Raw genomic sequence first — 17,028 nt, 5'->3', positions numbered from 1 at the left:
TTCTGAGACGTTACCGAATGGCTGACATTTTCCCAAGTCTGCATGCGCTTTGTGAAAGAATCTGTGGCTGAGGAGCACCATGTGTGCGGAGGCTCACACAATGCCGGGCGGATGTTCGGAGGATTAAGTCCTGATGGCGCGTTCGAGCGGCCTGGCGCAGCGCTGCCGGCCCAATTGAGTGGTGTGGAACAGCTCGATCACGGCCCCCAATGCCGGGGGGAATGCCGAAACCGCCTCGCCGCATATTCACGGGCCGGAGACTCACTGAGTTCCATGTGCTGAACGATAGGTCAGCCGGGTTCTGACATCGGTCAGTGGCCCGGCCTCATCAATACGTGGAGGTCAGCACCTCGAAGCGGTTGGGCCCGATCAGCGCGGCGGAAAGGCGTCCGGTTGCATAGGCCCCGGTATCCACGCCAATCCGCCCCTGATCGCGCGACACCTCCGCGACGATCGTGTGCCCGTGCACGACCCAACATCCGTCCTTGCGCGGGCGCGCAGTGAAATCGCGGTGCCCCCAGGTCAACACCTCGGGGGATTGGGCAGCGATAGGCAGGTCCGGATCGGCCCCGGCATGAACCACGGCGACATTTCCACTAGTAAAACGCGAGGGCAGGGCGCGCAGCCAGGTCAGAAGGTCCGGGCCAAGCGCGTTTGCCAGCGCGTCTCTGGCGCGCATGGCTTGTTCCGCGTTCGCCGTCTCGTTGATCCCTCCGATGCCGAAACTCGCGAGGGTCTGGAGGCCGCCGAATTTCAGCCAGCGCCGGGAATCCTGCTCCGGATTGTCGAGGAAGCGAAGCAGCATCTCCTCATGGTTGCCGCGCAAGAACACCGCCTGCGCGGGATTGGCCTGGGACAAGGCATAGAGACGATCCAGAACCGCCGCGCTTTTTTCTCCACGGTCGATATAGTCGCCGACGAAGACAAGCTGGTCGGGGTCGTGGCTGGAGATGTCATCGAGCAGCGCTTCCAGAAGCTGATCGCAGCCGTGGATATCGCCAACCACGGCAAGGGTTTCCGCCGGTTCCAGTGCGGTGTCGAAACCGACACAGCGGATCCTGGTGCGGCTGCGTGCGATGCTTGAAAAGAGCCTCATCACTTTCATTTATCGCGCCGCCGCGATCGAAAGCAAGTTGGACCTTAGTCCGTGTAATACTTGCTGCCGTAGGTCGAGTAGGCACCGTAGCGGTCGCCGTAGCCGTATCGTTTCATTCCCTTTGCGTCGATCTGGGTCAGCACGATACCAGTGACGGCGCGACCGGCTGTCTCGAACAGGCGGATGGCCTCGTTGACCTGGTGCCGGGGTGTGTCGTCCCATTTAACCGTGAAAAGAATCGCATCGACCGCCTGCGCGATGATGCGGGCATCGGGCACCACGAGAACGGGCGGTGTGTCGATGATGATCACGTCGTAGATTGCGCGGGCGTCATCAATGAATTCCTGAAAGCGGTTGGATGAGAACACATCCGCTGCGTTCACCGACGTGTCTTCGCCGATCAGCACATCAATGCCGACCCGGCCGAGGCGTTGGACGCATTCCTGAAGATCGCGCTTGCCGGACAGGACAGCGATGAGCCCGTCGGCATTCCGGAGGCCGTAATGCTCCGAAAACACGCGCCGCCGGATATCCCCTTCCACCAGCAACACCCGCTTTCCCATCCCGGAGAAGTTCTGAGCGAGCGCAAACGAGGTGGTGGTTTTGCCTTCGCCAGGCACACAGGAAGTGGCCAGAAATACCTGCGGCGGCTTGTCGATGTTTGATAGGACCAGAGAGGTGCGCAGATTGCGCACCGCTTCCGCTGCAGCGGAGGTTGGGTTGTCGATCAGGTAGTCGATGGCCTCGCCCCGGTCGCGTTTGGGTATCCGTGGGATTTGGCCCAGCACGGTATGGCCGGTGGCGGCTTCAACGTCTTCCGCAGTTCGAAAGCCGTTTTGCGCCATTTCACGAAAGAGGACTGCAGCGGTGCCGATGAGCAGGCCGATTAGGCCCGAGAGCGCCAGGATGCGCGATTTGCGGGGGGCCGAGGCGGTGCCTGGCTCGGCGGCTTTCGAGATCACCCTGCTATCGGGCTGTTGGATGCCTTCCTGCGCGGCGGTTTCTTTCATCCGCGACAGGAAATATTCATAGAGCAGGCGGTTGGCCTCGGCCTCACGCTGGAGCTGTTGCAGCGTCACAAGGTCTTTCGATTGCTGATCGTAATCCGCTTCGAGTTGCGCCACGGAGGCCGCGAGGGATGCGCGTTGTGCGTTTGCACGGGCGAGGTCCTCTTCCGTCCGAACCCGGAGAAGCTCCAGACGGGCGAGTATCGTGTCTTCCGTCGCGCCGGTGTTGGCAAGGCGCGTGAGCGTGACATCATCGGCCAGCCGAACCATTTCGTCGATATCGCCACTGTCGCGCGCCAGGCCGAAGGCTGTGAGCCGGGCGTCGAGGAGCGATGTGGAGGTTTCGAGGCTCGCAAGTCGATCCCGGGTATCCTTTACCTGGCGATTGAGCGCGTCGAGCGCGTCGGCGCTGACCAGTCGGGTCTCGGCCGCAAAGGACTTGACGCGGGCGTCGGCGGTTTCGAGTTCGCTCTTGAGGGTTGAGACGCGATCCGACAACCAGACGGTTGCCTGTTCCGTTGCCTGGAATTTGAACTCGATCTGATCGAGGATATACAGCTCTGCGAGCGTGTTTGCGATCTCGGCGGACTTGAGTGGATCACTCGTGATGACCGTGATAACGAAGACATAGCTCGAACGCACGTTGCTGATCGACACCGCCTCAAGCACACGATCAATCGTTGCGTTCAATACCTGTTGAGCGGAGGGTGTGGCCGGCGCGTCAACCAACCCGATGGCTTGCATGATGGACCTGCGCGAAAAGGCGGACGGAACACGAAGCTGCGCGTTGAACTCCGGGTCTTCAGTAAGATTCATGCGTCCGACGAGTTGCTCCACCAATCCACGCGACCGAAGCACCTCGATCTCGGTGTTGATCGTCGCCTGATCGCCGGAGAGGCCAGACATCACATTCTGAAGGTCGACAAATTGCGATTGCCGGTTCTCCAGGGCAACCACGGATTTCGCGGTGAACATCGGCACCGCAATCCTGTAGGCGTAATAGCCCCCAATGAAGATTGCGAGCAAAGTTGCGAGCAATATCCATAACTTGCCGCGCCAGATCGTGCGCGCAAGTTCGAGCAGGTCGATGTCATCGTCCTCCTGGATCCTCTCGCCGGGTCGGGAAGAGATTGCCCAGCCACGGCGCATTTCGTCTTTCATCCCGGCTCACCTTTCGAGGGCAGGTCTTGAAATAATAGGCCACATCCCCGAACCCACGCAAGTTTCTCGGCTGGCGGCGCCAAATTCAGATACCGCGTCGCAGGGTGACGGTAACCAGGGTGAGCCAGAAGATTTTGATGTCGAGCCACAGGCAGGCGTTGCGGATATAGGTCAGATCGGCATGTGCCTTGGCCCTGGTCTGATCGAGGCCGATCGCGTAGCCGAGCGTGACCTGGGCCAGTCCGCTGATCCCGGGGCGGATGGCATGGCGCGCCCGGTATTCCGGGATCGCCTCGAGATATTCCAGAGCGTGGTCATAGTAATCCGGCCGCGGCCCGATCAGGCTCATCTCGCCGCGGAGGACATTGATGATCTGCGGCAATTCATCGATCCGGGTCTGGCGCAGGAACCTGCCGAATGGCGTGATCCGGTGATGTTCCAGCGGGTCGCGGTAGCCGCGTTTGACCTGCTTGCCGGGCGCTTCCGGCAACATGGTCCTGAACTTGATCGCGACGAACCGTTTGCCGAAGCGGCCCATCCGGTGCTGGTAGAAGAATAGCGGGCCGGGGTTGAGGCGCAGGTTCAGGACGAGGAGTAATAATGCCAGGGCCCCGAGCGTCGGGAGCAGCGCCACGCTGCCCAGTATGTCGCTGATGCGTTTATTCAACCAGAAATGGTCGGTGCCCCCGACAAGCAACCTCAGATCACGGCTAGGGTGCCACTCCGATATCCGATCTGAAAAATCTTCGCTCGACATGGAAAATCCAATCGGCAAAAAAACATATGAAACTATGGAATTGTGGCGCCCAAAAAAACCGGCACCTATCCCCCACTCGCTATCTATTCTGCGGATTTTTGTCTCTACGCCAAGTTTTTTCTCGGGGGATGGCAGATAATTGCTTTGGGCCGGTTCGGTCGCCCCCAAATCTCACCTCGATCTGGTCCCGTATACAGAGCTGGGCAAACGGATTCGCGAGCAGAGCGGATTTCTGCGGGTCGGTCGCGACGGCCGCGATGTTGAACACCTCGCCCAACCGCACGTTGCTGATCGATATGGAGGACAGACGCCGATCAATCGCCGCATCCGGGGCCTTTCCCTCGGGCGGCACGACCGGGGCCTCGCGCGGCCCCAGGGCCTGCAGAGTGGTCGCGCGCGAAAAGGCAGAGGGCACGGGCAGGCTCACATTGAACCCCAGATCCTCGACGAGGTTCAACTCGTGTACGAGGTTTCGGCCAGCCCGCGCGACTGCAGCACTGAGGTGTCCCTGGATTTGTCGACGCTTTGCCGCCCAACTTTGAGGCGAGGAGGCTGAGATGGGGACAAGCAATTACGGCGCCGAGTTCAAGCGGGATGCGGTGCATCAGGTCACCGCCCCATGCGATCTCGCCGAGACGACGTCGATCAGGACTTAGGGATTAGACGGTGAGGCGACCTAATGAGGCCGGGGCTGCGCGCAGGTCCTGTGGCGGGGCGTAACATTTCTCGGGCGCAGCCGGGAAAAGGGGTTTCCAATCTCCCGAGTGCCTGCTAACGCTCAGGACTGAACGACCATGTCTGTTCCGTTTGACATATTTGAGCCCGTTGCCCCGAGGCGCGCCGCAGGCAGTCCTTGTGCGGTAGCCGTGGAAGGTCCGGCTCGCTGATGTCCGGCCAACGCGATGCCCTGCAGGAGGACGTGCGGTTCCGTGTATTGCGCCTTCTCCAGGATAATCCGGATATGTCCCAGCGAGAGCTTGCGGCCGCCGTTGGGATCAGCGTCGGCGGCATCCATTACCTGATGCGCGCCCTGGTCGACAAAGGGCTTGTAAAGTTCGGCAATTTCACCGCGGCCGAGGATAAGCGTCGCTATGCCTACATTTTGACTCGCAAGGGCATAGCGGAGAAAGCCGCGCTGACACGCAGTTTCCTTGATCGTAAACTGGCGGAATACCAAGCCCTCCAGGCGGAAATCGCGAGCCTGCAAGACGAGATCGGCCTCGACCCTGCCGGCGCGGGTGTGTCGTCGGGCACATTGGGGAAGAGACGGTGACCCCGGGGCGGCAAGGCGGTCTTTCCCGTGGCCGCGTTCGAAACCCCGCTCCTGCCGGCAACCACGGCGATGCCGAAGGAATTGCTGCCGATCGTCGACAAGCCGATCACTCAAGAGGTCGCCGAAGAAGCCGTCCATGCCGGCATCGACACTCTGGTCTTCGGGCCCGGGCGCCACAAGCGCGCGATCGAGGGTCATTTCGACGCCAATCTCGAGCTCGAGGCGGCGCTGCGCGACAAGGACAAAGTCGAGGCGACGGCGATCATCCACACTGCCCGCCGGGGTGGAATGCATCTTCGTGCGTTAGCCGATCCAACAGGGCCTCGGCCATGCGGTCGCATGCGCAGAACGCGCGATCGGCGGCGAGCAGTTCGTGGTGCTTTTGGCTGGTGGTTTCATGTTGTCGGACGGGCCGCGAGCGTGACCGCCGACCTCGTCGCGGCCTACGGGGCATCGAGCCACACCCAGCTCGCTGTGACGGAGAGCGCGGGGGCGGAGATCTCGAAATTTGGCGTGGCGGTTTCGGTGAACGCACCGAGGCAGGTGGCGGGCCTCGTTGAATGCCAACCATGGCCACGACGCCGTCCCAGCTCGCTTCGATTGGGCGCTACCGTGCTGACGCCGGACATATTCGACATCCTGCCTGACCTGTCTCCAGTTATGTGCAGCTCGCAGATGCCACCGACATCCAGGCCGCTCATGGCGGGGCCGCCGCGTTCCGCCTGGCCGATGCGCGTTACGGCTGCGGATCCGTCGAGGGCTATGTTGCAGCCATCACCGCGGTGGCAGCACGGCGGAATGGGGCGGGTGTGTCCCCGTGAGCCCCGTGCGGCACGAGGGCAGTACGGGGTCGACCTCGCCCGGTTTGGGGCCAACGCCGGGAATTTGAGTTATAGGGCGTTTGCAGAAAGACATGTGCACAATCCAACTTAAAAACAATACGATATTGTCGCCAAAGCACACATCGTGTCAGCTTGAAGCGACATGCTCAAAGTCAAACTCCGAGCATCGTGTGCCCTAAAAGGTAAATCTAAAGCAGCCTTAAATGAACGGAATATTTTTCCGGAACCCTATCGAGAACGCTTTTTAACCGACATGACTTGCGACGCATAAATTTATTACATCGCGTTTGTGCATCTATTCCGATGCGCAGTATGAAACCCCAACCAGTATCCGCAGCAAAAATTTTCATATGATTGACCGTTCGGAAATTGGTCCGCCAGACAAAACATCGATAGGAGGGCGCCCGGTGCGAAATTCGGCATTAGCGAGCGGCGCCGGACTAATTGCGATACGGATAGCAAACGCCTTCCTAGGCCTTGCGACTGTTGCAATATTGGCAAGAAACCTGTCGCCCTCTGAGTATGGCCTTTATACTATGGCACTTACAGTCTCACAATTCTTATCACTACCGCTTTGTATGGGAATTCCTACATTGCTTACCCGGGAAATCTCCATTGCAGTGCAGAGCCAGGACAACAATGTACTGTTCGGACTGAAAGTATGGTCGCGTCGAGTGATATTTTGGGGGTCTCTCGTACTAGGAACGCTGATAATTGGATCCTATGCCGCGGTGCGAGCAATAGAATATCCAGTTTTGGAACAGCTTTCTTGGCCAATTATACTGTCAATGACGGCATTGATTCCAGCAATTGCTATAATCAAGCGAACGATGGGGGCTCTCTCGGGTTTCGGGCGGGTGGCGCAAGGTCGGCTGCCCGATGGGTTAATTCGACCGATGTTGTTCTTGTTGGCTGCATCCGTGGGGCTGATACATTTCGATTTCTCTGTCAGCGCCTTAATCTCAACCCACCTTTTAGCTGCCTTGATTGCTGTAATATTTGGGGCATGGCTGACCAGACAAGATTGGCCAACAGAGCGCACTCCAGATTTCCATTTTACGCAGTGGCAAAAAAGTCTGTTTCCCCTGACCGTATTTGCTGCCGCGGGCGCAATCAAGAGCTACTCTGATCTACTTATGATAGGTGCAATCGTTGGTACCGATCAGGTTGCCCAGTATCGAGTCGCGATTCAGATCGCTTCGGCGGCAATGATTGCCAATATCATAGTTAACGCAATCCTTAGCCCGCGCTTTGCAGCGCTGCATTTGTTGGACAATAGTGCGGAAATTCAGCGGCTGGCTGTATTCGGTAGCCGGGTGGCCTTTGTTGCCGCCATTTCGTTCGTTCTTATGATCCTAATTATTGGAAGCTCCGGTTTTAGCGCGGTTTTGGGCCTCGAATACGCCACTTCATACGAGCTAACATTGTGGCTGGCGATAGGGATAGCAGCCAGCGCGTTCTTTGGCAGTTCCGTATTGATCTTGAATATGTCCGGACGCGAAATATACAGCGCAAGATACTCCTATTTTACTGCCATTGCAAATATCGCTCTTAACGCAATACTGATCCCGTTTTTTGGGGCGCTGGGTGCGGTTATCGCAACTGTTTTTACTACAGTTCTCATGCAGGCACTTGCGTGGATTCTTGTGCGCCGTGAATTGGGAATCAGGACCGATGCGTTCGGTGTATGTCTTCCTAAATAGTACAACTGAACAGCCGACATCAGGCACGTCCAAAGAACGGAGTGCGCCAATCTTTTCTGGTATCTACTGTAAACTTTGGTGTGCAGCATGGGGATCGTGATATAGAAACTGGCGAGAAAAACTACATTTTAAAGGTGGGCATGCGGCGGTTAAGAAAGAGGCTAATGCGCTACACCGTTGCCATCGGCTTTATTGCCGCTCTATTCGGTTTCAGTTACTTCCAATGCGATCCGAGTCAGTGTAGTGACAATATTGCCGTCGCCATTGGTGTAGCAGGTATCGGCTTGGCAATTGTCACCTCGCTCTATTTCGCGTTCTCGTCAATCCGGTTTGACCCAGCCACGCTGTTTGTTCCGGCAGTTATCTATCCGATTGGCATAGCACTGTTCTTTGGGTTTGGCACCAGTTCAGTATACTTTTCGAATTCGGCAACGCGCAGCCTATTGTCATATGGCACATATCCAGTCGACAACTACGGGCTGCTACGGACCAGTTTCCTTACATACACTGGCGTGACGATTAGTTTGTTATTCATGGTCTTATCAATGCGTTTTCGGTTCTCTTTGGATCCAAAACAGGCTTCCCAGGGCCAGCATCGCCCGATCTCGCAGGAGCGGACTGCTGTTTTTTTTATTATCTCGGGAGCGTTTCTGAAATATGGTCTCATTCTTCCAGAGTCCTGGGGTATCGCGAGCTACACGTTACCTGGGACACTGAAGACCATGAGCCCACTTGTCGATCTTGGGTTTGCCATAGCGGCATTCCTTTCGGCGAAAGGAAGCCGTAACTGGACCTTCATTTTTTGGGTGTTTTGGCCGGTCCACGTTGCTTTCAGTTGCCTGGAGTTTTCCAAACGCACCATTATGTTGGCTATCCTCCTGCCGGGCACGGGTGCGTTTCTTGCACATCACAATTGGCGCAGGCTATTGCCGTGGGTGCTTCTTTCGTTCTTGGCTTTTGCCTCCCTTCAGGACGTTAACTCAGCCGGTCGGAATACAATCATTCAACGGAGTGGCAACATCGCGGACGCGGGTTTCAGTGAGCGCGTCGGGATCCTGTTGGCCATCGGCAAAGGCGACATTGTACTGACCAATGTTATCAGCGCCGCAAAACTAGAGGCGCAAACCTGGTGGCTTAGGTTGAACTATTCAGGGCAACAGCTCCAAGCCATGGAACTCCGTGACAACGGGGTCCGAGGAGAATGGACGACTTCTCTATTCCAAGCGATCATTCCGCGCTTTCTCTGGCCGGACAAACCGGTTTCTGTATCGCAAGGTCGTGCTTTCAACCAGTTGGTCACCGGTAATAATGACGCGAGTTCGCACGTCGGTATGACTGTGTTTGCGGATGGATACTGGCAAATGGGTTGGCCCGGAACAGTCCTTTTTTCAGCGCTTATGGGATTAATTCTGGGTTTCGTCACTCGTGTTTCATATTTCATGGTCAAGGAGCGGCAGTTGATATACTTCCCTGTTGTTCTTCTTGGAATACAGATGGCCGCGCTTGGGCCTACGGGGTACTTTCAGCGGGCCTTTGTTGGTATGCTCCCGATTTTTATTGGATATCTTGTTTTGGCTCGAATCTTAGGGCGAAGTGTGCTGAGTGTACGCCAAAGCTCGCATAGGCGAACAACAGTGCAACCCGCCTCCGGTGGTCCTTCGAGTTGACCCATGTCCTCATCCATGGTCTGCGCCGTTCTGGCACCACGATTTTGTGGGAAACGTTGAGGAGCGATCGCTCGTTGCGATGTTACGACGAGCCATTTCATCCTCGGTTCACCGCGGGCCAACGCGACAACCACAAGGGAACCTGGACCGAGTTGGCCGAAGATGTTTCGAAGCTTCTCGTACAACCGGTCCCGATCCATCCGCTGGATGAACTCGATTGCGGGTCTTCGCAGGCGCAGATCGATTGGCTGGCGGCCTTGATGGCGGCCCGGGACCGTGTCGTCATCGACTTGGTACGTTGTTGGAACCGTATGCCGACGCTAGTTGCAGGCAGCGACGATGTGATTAACGTACAGATTCTGCGCGACCCTGCCAATTGGGCGGCCGCCCAGTTGGTGCCGACGGCACCCCCGAGCATCAAGCGTCGACTCACGAACTTGTATCGGCGGGAGACCTTTTTTAGCCGAAAAGGGTACTACGATGGTTACCAATACCAACAGATCATTGAGGCAGCAATCAATCGAGATCATCCGTTGTTCCGTTTTTCGCGACCAACCGTGGACGAGCTGCGTAGAGCCCCCGCCTACATCAGGCTCCTTGCGTTCTGGTGGGGCGCCAATACCACGCTGGCGCGCTCCTTAATGGCCGCCAACCAGACCTACGTGGCCGTATCCCTATCTGAGTTTTCGACGAATCCGAAACAGCAGATCGCACGTATCGCGGCGGCGGCCGGTTGGTCCAATACGCATGTTGACGTGGGCGCAGTACGCGTGGCAAGGGAAAGTTTCGGAACTACATCGCCATTGTGGAAGAGCGCCGCACAATGGCTCGCGATCCCGGTTGACATTGTTACCGAAGGTGGGGGCACTGCTGCCCGAATGGTGGATGCGTTCCGGCGCGCAGAACAATATTGAACTTGCGCCTGCTCTACGTTGGTAGTCTGCGCGCGGGCGGAAACGGGCTTGACCGTGTCGCACTCATGGAGTCACGTGGCTTTTGTGTGATCAAAGCAGATCGCCACCGTTACATGGCGATGGGCACGCGGTTCGAACGCTCATTAGCTGCACGCCTCAATCTCGGTCGCGGCGTCAGACGTTTCAACCTGTTGTTAGAGGCGGTTGCAGAGCGCGACAGATTCGACGTAGTCTTCGTCGACAAAGGAGTTTGGGTTCGCCCACAGACGCTACGTCAGTTGAAATCCTGTGCGCGCCTTTTGGTCCATTACACCCCAGATGCCCAGTTTCGCGAATATCGTTCACGAAAATTCCTCCGCAGCTTGCCCGACTACGACCTGTCAGTGACAACCAAGCCCTTCGAAATCGAGGACTACCGCGCTGCTGGTGCGACCAATGTGATGCTCATCCACCAGGGATTCGGTGGGCGTATCAAACCCGTTCCTGACGACGACATCCCGGATCCGCTCGTGTCTGATGTCTGTTTTGTGGGACACTATCAATCCGCTTATGCTCATATTCTTCGACTGCTCGCAGACCGGGTTCCATTGGCAATCTGGGGGCCGGGATGGACCGAATACGCTCGAACGCACACCTGGGCGAAGAACGTCGTTCGCGGGGGCGCGCTATTCGGCAAAGACTATGCGAGTGCGATATCCGGAGCAAAAATCGCCATCGGGCTGCTTTCGAAACGGATCCCTGAGACGACGACCACACGCAGTTTCGAGATCCCCGCTTGCGGTACAATGCTCTTAGCGGAGCGCACGAATGACCACATGGCATTGTTTGATGAGGGTCGAGAAGCGGAATTCTTCTCCACCCCTGCAGAGCTCTGCGACAAGGCGGCTTACTATCTGGAGCACCCGGTGGAACGTGAAGCGATCGCTGCGGCAGGCCTGGCGCGGAGCTGGTCATCGGGGTACGCGATCGAGGACCAGTTTCGATCGGTTATTGACTGGATCCTTTGTCAAATCACCCCAAGGGCACACAGCTAGTGCGGAGAAAGCTAGTGCGCAGAATGCTTTGGAGGTTGGGTCGCCGCATCTACATGCAAGCGCGCGGCGAACCGCAGAATAACCTACCGGCTTCGAGCGGCGAGATCTACATGCAACAATCCGTTGCTAGGGCGATGTGCGGCATCGAAAACCCGGTCATATTTGACGTTGGGGCCAATATCGGGCAGTGGAGCCTGCAATTCATCGACGTCATTCTCAACCAGACTACGATAGATCCGACCACCCTTTGCCATCACGCGTTTGAACCGGTTCCGGCGACACGGGCCAAGCTATTGGAAAGCGTCGCCGGAACGCGGCCCGACTACAAAATCAATGTCCACCCCTTTGCCCTTTCAGATCGGACAGGAGAGACGTATATCAATATCCTTGGTTCTCCAACGTCAGGACGAAACTCAATCGTCGATAGCTTGCTTCCTGCCGAAAAGGCGGCGGAGCGAGTAACGATCGAACTTCGGACGGTGGACGAAGTTTGCGCTGAACTCGGCCTCAAGACTATCAATTTTCTAAAAATCGACGCCGAAGGTCATGACTATTCCGTGATCCTCGGTGCGAAACGGATGCTCAATGGCGAACGGATTGACGCAATTCAGTTCGAATATACGAAGCGCTGGATCGACAGTCGTTGTTTCCTAAAGGACGTCTTCGCATTGGTTGAAGGCACGCCCTATATAGTTGCGCGCATCCGTCCAAATAAACTGGAGGCATTCGATAGTTGGCACGCCGAGTTGGACCGCTTCTTCGCAGCAAATTATGCCTTGGTCCATAAGCGCGCTCTGGGCTGGTTCAGAGTGACGCCTGGCACTTTCGATGCGTCCAATACCTACGCTTAGAGAATGATCGAGCGTCTAGTTCTCATTCCCCCCGTCCGCAAGCTCAGCTCAGCATTGTTTCACTACCGCTCTAATGCTTGGCGATGGAGTACGGCATTTCGGAACGGGCGCGAGGTCAAGATAGACCGTCCCATCTTCCTTCTTGGCACGCAGAATGGGGGGCTCACGCTGTTATCCCGTATTTTACACCGTCATCCGAACGCTATCTCTGTAAGCGGAGATCATCGCTACTGGGCGGGCGAGGATGAGGCACAGAATGCACTGTCCGAAATCCTTCCGGAAGATTTCGGATGGCGGCGGGTCGATCTACCTGCGTTCCCGTCTACCAACCACGGCTGGGTCTACGGCACGGATGCCTTTCTTCCCTACTACCGCCGCCGCGCAAGTGAGGTCGATCCCGCAGTCGCAATGCGCTACCGACGGATCCTCCAGGGCATTATCCGCCAACATGGCGGCGACCGATCGGTGCGTCTGATAGACAAAAGCCAGACGCTAACGGTTCGAGTCGGTGCAGTTCAGAAGGCGTTGTCAGAAAGCACACCCCGATTTGTGCTTATCAGCCGAAACCCTTGGGCAGTGATATGGAGCCAAGCAACACGTAATGGTGTGGTGCGAAGGCTCAACCTTCCGGTAGAAGACAAGGTGCGGCTCTGCGCCGAACACTGGAGTAACAGCATGCGGGCTGCACTAGAGGACGCCGACGCCGACCCTGGAATTCGACTTCGCCACTGGCGCTTCGAGGCTCTTCTGGACAATCCCGAACAGATCGTGAGCGAAATCTGCAACTTTTGCGGGCTGGAGTACGCGCATGGAATCCTTCCAGCAAAAAAAGATCGAATTCATTTGGGCGCGCGCTACGATGCCTACAACAAGAGAAAGTGGTACCCGCTGCGCCCTGACGTGAATACTCAGTATCTTTCAGAGGTGTCCAACGAAGCGCTTAAAATAGTTACAAAGCACTGTGGTGAACTCGCCGAACGTATGGGCTACGAAGTGCCCCAGCCAAAGTAGACCGCAAATGCCCCGGCTTTTTTTTCGCCCGCTCTCGGAACATATGAAGCGCCGCTACAACTTCTTTACACAAAGGCCGGGCGCTCGAAACCAAACTGCGTTGCGCGATCCGGTCCCGGAACGCACGTCGGTCTCTCGTTGCCGGCGCCGATCGAATTTCTACTGCGTGCAAAAACTCCCCGTCAACCTGAATGCACTCCTCCCCGATCGAGAACCTGTAAAAATCCTTGCGAAATGTCTCGCACCGCAATTCCGCACGAACACGTAGAACATCTCCAAGTGCTTTACTCAGAAGATCGAAAGTTCGTTTTTATCGCAGTGCCGAAGACCGGAACGACAACAATTCAAAGAAAGCTACTCTCTATCGACACAAATATTGAGCGGAACCGAGTGCGGAACGGAAGCGGGGAAATGGTCAGAGTACACACTCATGCGACGGCCAAGGAAATTCGCGCCATCATGGGTAAACGAGCCGAAGCTTTTACCTTCGTCGCATTTTTGCGTCACCCCCGTGATGTTCTTGTATCGAAATACCATTACTATCGTTCCGGCCGCGCTGCTAAACGTCATGGGTTTTCCAGTTGGGCGCGGTCCGAAGGGGGGCGCTGGAGACCAGCGATCACCCTGCGAGTTGCTAGTGCTAGGTTTCTGCCGTTCCCGATATGGGCGAGAGTTTACCCAGTCAAACAAAGTTCTAGTTTCATCACGGATTCTTCAGGAGCACTGACTGTTGACAAAGTGGGATTTCTTGATCGGATTCAAGACGATATGAATGAGATCTTTGGTGGTCTCGGTTACGATCTGAACGAACTGGAGCTCGGCATTGAGAACCAAACCGACTATGTGCACCCAGTGACCGGCGATCCGACTCTCAATGCCATCGTGACCAGGCGATTTCCAAAGGACCTAGCGATATTCGAGAAGTTGTACGCCAAGCGAACGACAAGAGTATTTCGGGGCAAATGATGAGAATCGTTAAGAACTGTTGCTCGCCGCTACATCAACACTTCCTGAGCATCAAACACCATCTCAAAGGAATATTGGACCGAGAACGCGAGGGAATGCATCTATCAGGACTAAGATGTACAACACTTTGCGAGCCAATTGGAAAATCCAACCCATTCAGCAGCCCCGCACCATGACAGAGCGATTGGTTAAAGTATTGCACGTAACACCTGCATTTTACCCGGCAGTTGCTTATGGTGGTCCAATCGTCTCAACCAAGATGATCGTTGACGGAATTGCGGCGCTGCCAGATTTCCAGGTTCGAGTACTCAGCACCGACATATCCGACCCAAGTTCCGGTGAACACCTTAGACTGCCCGAGAACCCCGCCACATTTCCTTCGGGCTATTCTGTGCAGTACTGCAGGAACGTTGCACACCCCTCAGTATCTCCAGGCATGATCTTCCGACTGCCAAAAGCAATCCGCTGGGCTGATATCGTCCATTTGACCGGGCCATACGACTTCTATGTGCTCCCCACATTGCTACTTTGTCGCGCTTTTTCGACACCAGTTGTCTGGTCCCCACGAGGAGGCTTTCAGGCTACGGCTCAGTGGAAAAATTCTCCCAAGACGAGATTGAAACATGCTTTCGAGCGCCTCGCTGGCCTGGTGCTTTCGCGACGCCACACAACACTGCACACGACCTCTGAGTTCGAAGCGGTCGTCAGCCAACGCAATTTGGGTACGATTGACACTAGTGTAATCCCGAACGCGGTCGAAATTCCCGATATCGCAGGGCCGCGATTGTGGAAGCCCGATGGAAGATTTCGTATCGCCTTCTTAAGCCGAATTCATCCCAAGAAAGGGCTGAACCTTCTCGTCGACGCGGTTCAACTTTTGCCCGAACGTTTCACACTTGATATCTACGGAAGCGGGTCCGACACCTACGTGGCAGAACTCAAAGACAAAGTCGAAAGCCTGGACCTCACTAGCCGGGTCAAATTTCATGGCCTCGTGTCAGGAATTGAAAAGGCCCGCGCCTTCACCAACTGTGACATATTTTGTCTACCTACATACTCAGAAAACTTTGGGATCGTTGTGGCTGAAGCACTGAGTTACGGTACACCAGTAGTGACTACTACTAACGCACCATGGAGCGAAATAGAAACGAATAACTGTGGCCGCTGGATAGAGGCCGGAACTCCAGAACTCGTTGAAGCGCTAAGCGCTCTTGAGAACGCGGACCTTGAAGAAATGGGACAACGTGGTCGCGCATGGATCCAAAGTGAATTCTCGGCCGGGAGACTGACGCGCCAGTTTGCAAACCTTTACCATTCATGCACCACTTGCGGAACCGCATCGGTATGATTGACCAAAGCCCGCAGACTCCAGAGCGGCACGGATGGAGAACATGCGCAATACACGCGCCCAATACAAACGATCACCGATTGAGAATTGCGCACGATCTCTATGCATTTGGCCAATCGAACAATCTAGCATGTCAATAAAATGAATGATCCCCATTATCAGATTCGACCCTCCCGTCTATCGGTCAGTATGTACGTTCAATGTGCTTTCAAACTACTGAACTTCGCAAACCAGGTCTTCCTCCGAGACCCCAAGAATTGACGGACAGGGTCATGAATCCAAGTACACCGTAATGCATAGGAAAGTCACGCTCCTATTGATCAACAGGCGCCCGCATGCGGGCCAATTTTCAATGGAGAATATATTTCCATTAATTAAAAAGCAACTGCAAGCATCTGGCTGGGATGTCGACCAATACACGTCACCATGTCTCTCAAAAGGAATACTACCTCGCCTATGTAACCTAATGCACATGTACGTGCACCAAGGGCAGATCAACCATATAGTCGGCGATGTTACCTACCTCGCACTTTTTCTTAAACGCCGCAATCTCTACATAACAATTCATGATCTGAATATTTTTGAGAACAGCGTTGGCATCAAGAAATTTCTGATCGGAATGCTTTGGTATCAGATCCCAATAAACAGGGCCCAACGCATTTCTACGGTTTCAGATTTCACGAAGGAGGCCATTGTAAGCCAGTTTAACATTTCGCCGTGCCGGGTGTACGTAATTCCCAATCCTATTAACTCCGCGTTTAAGTTCGTCGAGAAACGTCCAATTAGCACGCGCAGGACGGTAAATATTTTGCAAATTGGGACCAAAGAAAACAAAAACATTGAACGTTGCATGGTCGCACTTAACAAGCTTTCCGATCGCTATCGCCTACGACTTACGGTTCTGGGAAGATTAGATCACAAAAGGGATCTGCCATCGAACGGAACACTTGAGATTGTTAACAAGTGGGACCTATCCCTAAACGATGTGGCGGCACTATACCAAGAGTCACATTTGATCCTCTTCGCATCCACTTACGAAGGATTTGGAATGCCCATACTCGAAGCACAAGCCGTGGGGAGGCCGGTTGTAACGAGTAACCTGGAGCCAATGAGAACTGTCGCGGGTAAGGGCGCATTCTTGGTTAACCCTTGGTCGTCCGCCGACATTGCCAGGGGAATTGAGACTTTGATAACGAACCCTCAACTAGCTGACTATCTTGTTGAAAGCGGACTCAAAAACTCAAAACAGTACTCCCTTCAAAAAATTGCTGAACGCTACTCCGCCATGTATCAGGCAAACAGTTGAGTACTGTTAACCAGAATTCTTTCAGCAAGATCTGGTAACTGGGTGAATTGAGAGGTCTTTCAGTGTGTCTGTGCGTGAATTGACAAACCTTT

Annotated in this window: 15 protein-coding genes; 11 read left to right on the top strand and 4 right to left on the bottom strand. The window is 55.3% G+C overall.

From position 1 onward, the window contains the following. Positions 1-328: 328 nt before the first annotated feature. The 4 genes from QMG28_RS15745 to QMG28_RS15730 form a co-directional block, all read right to left on the bottom strand. Positions 329-1,096, bottom strand: a complete 768-nt coding sequence (locus QMG28_RS15745; RefSeq protein ID WP_281843273.1) for a metallophosphoesterase family protein — start codon at positions 1,094-1,096, stop codon at positions 329-331. A gap of 44 nt (positions 1,097-1,140) precedes the next feature. Then, the gene (locus QMG28_RS15740; RefSeq protein WP_281843272.1) at positions 1,141-3,264 is read right to left on the bottom strand and encodes a polysaccharide biosynthesis tyrosine autokinase; all 2,124 of its coding nucleotides are present in this window, start codon (positions 3,262-3,264) and stop codon (positions 1,141-1,143) included. Between the two features lie 85 nt (positions 3,265-3,349). Further along, complete coding sequence (locus QMG28_RS15735; RefSeq protein ID WP_281843271.1) at positions 3,350-4,021, bottom strand: sugar transferase; 672 nt, start codon at positions 4,019-4,021, stop codon at positions 3,350-3,352. A gap of 79 nt (positions 4,022-4,100) precedes the next feature. After that, positions 4,101-4,478, bottom strand: a complete 378-nt coding sequence (locus QMG28_RS15730; protein WP_281843270.1) for a hypothetical protein — start codon at positions 4,476-4,478, stop codon at positions 4,101-4,103. A 429-nt stretch (positions 4,479-4,907) separates the two neighbouring features. Between QMG28_RS15730 and QMG28_RS15725 the strand changes: the two genes are divergently transcribed. The 11 genes from QMG28_RS15725 to QMG28_RS15675 all read left to right on the top strand — a co-directional run bounded on the left by QMG28_RS15725 (position 4,908) and on the right by QMG28_RS15675 (position 16,936). After that, positions 4,908-5,294 carry a MarR family EPS-associated transcriptional regulator gene (locus QMG28_RS15725; RefSeq protein WP_307726356.1) on the top strand — a complete coding sequence of 129 codons (387 nt, stop codon included), beginning with the start codon at positions 4,908-4,910 and terminating at the stop codon, positions 5,292-5,294. Between the two features lie 27 nt (positions 5,295-5,321). Next, positions 5,322-6,227, top strand: coding sequence for a glycosyltransferase family protein (locus tag QMG28_RS15720; RefSeq protein WP_281843269.1), 906 nt, complete (start codon positions 5,322-5,324; stop codon positions 6,225-6,227). 196 nt (positions 6,228-6,423) lie between these two features. Next, positions 6,424-7,839, top strand: a complete 1,416-nt coding sequence (locus QMG28_RS15715; RefSeq protein WP_281843268.1) for an oligosaccharide flippase family protein — start codon at positions 6,424-6,426, stop codon at positions 7,837-7,839. A gap of 164 nt (positions 7,840-8,003) precedes the next feature. Next, a complete protein-coding gene (locus tag QMG28_RS15710; RefSeq protein WP_281843267.1) occupies positions 8,004-9,506 on the top strand; it encodes a hypothetical protein in 1,503 nt (500 codons plus the stop codon). Further along, positions 9,503-10,420, top strand: coding sequence for a hypothetical protein (locus QMG28_RS15705; protein ID WP_281843266.1), 918 nt, complete (start codon positions 9,503-9,505; stop codon positions 10,418-10,420). Before QMG28_RS15710 ends, QMG28_RS15705 begins: the two co-directional genes overlap by 4 nt. Before the next feature lie 65 nt (positions 10,421-10,485). Beyond that, a complete protein-coding gene (locus QMG28_RS15700; protein WP_281843265.1) occupies positions 10,486-11,454 on the top strand; it encodes a CgeB family protein in 969 nt (322 codons plus the stop codon). 110 nt (positions 11,455-11,564) lie between these two features. Further along, positions 11,565-12,305: an FkbM family methyltransferase gene (locus QMG28_RS15695; protein ID WP_281843264.1), complete on the top strand. Its 741-nt coding sequence runs from the start codon at positions 11,565-11,567 to the stop codon at positions 12,303-12,305. A 3-nt stretch (positions 12,306-12,308) separates the two neighbouring features. Then, positions 12,309-13,316: a sulfotransferase family protein gene (locus QMG28_RS15690; protein ID WP_281843263.1), complete on the top strand. Its 1,008-nt coding sequence runs from the start codon at positions 12,309-12,311 to the stop codon at positions 13,314-13,316. 234 nt (positions 13,317-13,550) lie between these two features. After that, a complete protein-coding gene (locus QMG28_RS15685) occupies positions 13,551-14,282 on the top strand; it encodes a sulfotransferase family 2 domain-containing protein (RefSeq protein ID WP_281843262.1) in 732 nt (243 codons plus the stop codon). Positions 14,283-14,397: 115 nt separating this feature from the next. Continuing rightward, positions 14,398-15,630: a glycosyltransferase gene (locus tag QMG28_RS15680; RefSeq protein ID WP_281843261.1), complete on the top strand. Its 1,233-nt coding sequence runs from the start codon at positions 14,398-14,400 to the stop codon at positions 15,628-15,630. A 466-nt stretch (positions 15,631-16,096) separates the two neighbouring features. After that, positions 16,097-16,936 (top strand): glycosyltransferase family 4 protein, encoded by an 840-nt coding sequence (locus tag QMG28_RS15675; protein ID WP_281843260.1) that lies wholly within the window; start codon positions 16,097-16,099, stop codon positions 16,934-16,936. Positions 16,937-17,028: the final 92 nt, after the last annotated feature.

This window comes from Sinisalibacter aestuarii (genome assembly GCF_027923545.1).
Taxonomy (GTDB): domain Bacteria; phylum Pseudomonadota; class Alphaproteobacteria; order Rhodobacterales; family Rhodobacteraceae; genus Sinisalibacter; species Sinisalibacter aestuarii.
This window is presented reverse-complemented; position numbering and strand designations above follow the sequence as displayed.